The sequence below is a fragment of the Streptomyces sp. NPDC101166 genome (genome assembly GCF_044768125.1).
Taxonomy (GTDB): domain Bacteria; phylum Actinomycetota; class Actinomycetes; order Streptomycetales; family Streptomycetaceae; genus Streptomyces.
The window spans coordinates 1-1089 of record NZ_JBIWPF010000303.1; the positions used below are offsets into that span (position 1 = coordinate 1).

The 1089-nt window shown below is 61.2% G+C and carries 1 protein-coding gene; it reads right to left on the reverse strand.

Annotated elements, in window-relative coordinates:
• On the reverse strand, nucleotides 1-849 hold an 849-nt coding region (locus ACIRS4_RS38635; protein ID WP_404205010.1), incomplete at its 3' end, for a C39 family peptidase.
• Between the last annotated feature and the right edge of the window lie 240 nt (nucleotides 850-1089).

Sequence of the window (1089 nt, forward strand, 5' to 3'; positions counted from 1 at the left end):
GTGGAAGACTTCACCGCCGCCGTAGACGGGCGATACCGAACCCTTGACGCCTTGCGGGTAATTGTTCGGCGGGGCATCGATATTCGCGACCACACCGAAGCCGGCGTCGATCGAATTGACGATGTCCTTCCACAGCCGATCCTTCTGCGCGCCGGTCGGCGGGTCGTCGTGCAGATAGGTGTCGACATACTTCGCGGCGGGAAGAATCCTGTTCAGCACCGGAGTGATCAAACCGACGTAGTCGGTCCCATTCTCGGTGGTTCCGATCTCGGTGGCCAAGTATTGCTCGGAGAGATTCACCCCGCACGAATTGCAGACGATCTGGGTCGCCGCGGGACCGCACCAGAAGAACCGCTCCTGCGGGACGATCGACCTGTCGTAGGGGAGTTCCTTCTCCGTCGGTTCCCCACCCGGCGATACCGAAGCCAGCCGGTCATAGATCTCCTGGGCTTCGGACATGCGTTCGTCGTACCGATCGGGGAACGCCGACCGCTGCACTTCTTGTGCATACGAACCGGGTGAATCCGGACCGTTGTAGTCCAGCCTCGCGAGCCGCTCGTAGAACAGCCCTGCCGACGTGGTCGGGTTCATACACGTCGCGCAATCCGCCCACCAGTACTCGCCGTTGTCGCCCTGCCGGATTTGTTGCTGGAACACGCCCACCGAGAAGCCGTCGGTTCCCACGGCATCGTGTTCGATCTGCATGGACTCCGGCACCGCCGGATTCGCGTAGATCGTCAAGTTGGACTCGACCAGCCCCGTCGCCAGTGCGATCACGATGCCGCGCTGACTGATTCCGCGTCGCTGCCCCTCCGCGATAATCGCTTGGGCGACTTGATCCCGTGTCATAGCTTTGCCCCTCCTATGTCGAAAGCAGATGCGCACCCTTCGAGAATTCGCGTGATCGCGAAAAGATTCCGTTGCGTGCGTCGCCGAACGAGCATTCTGAATAAACGGCATGTCGCATATTCCGTTTATTGGGCTGCATTTCGAGGTGGGGCAGCACCTCGGAGCCCCCGTGATCCCCCCGTCGTTCGTGAACGATGCCAGTCGGTCTTCTAATTGGGCGTGAGCGCGCGCGGGCGACAC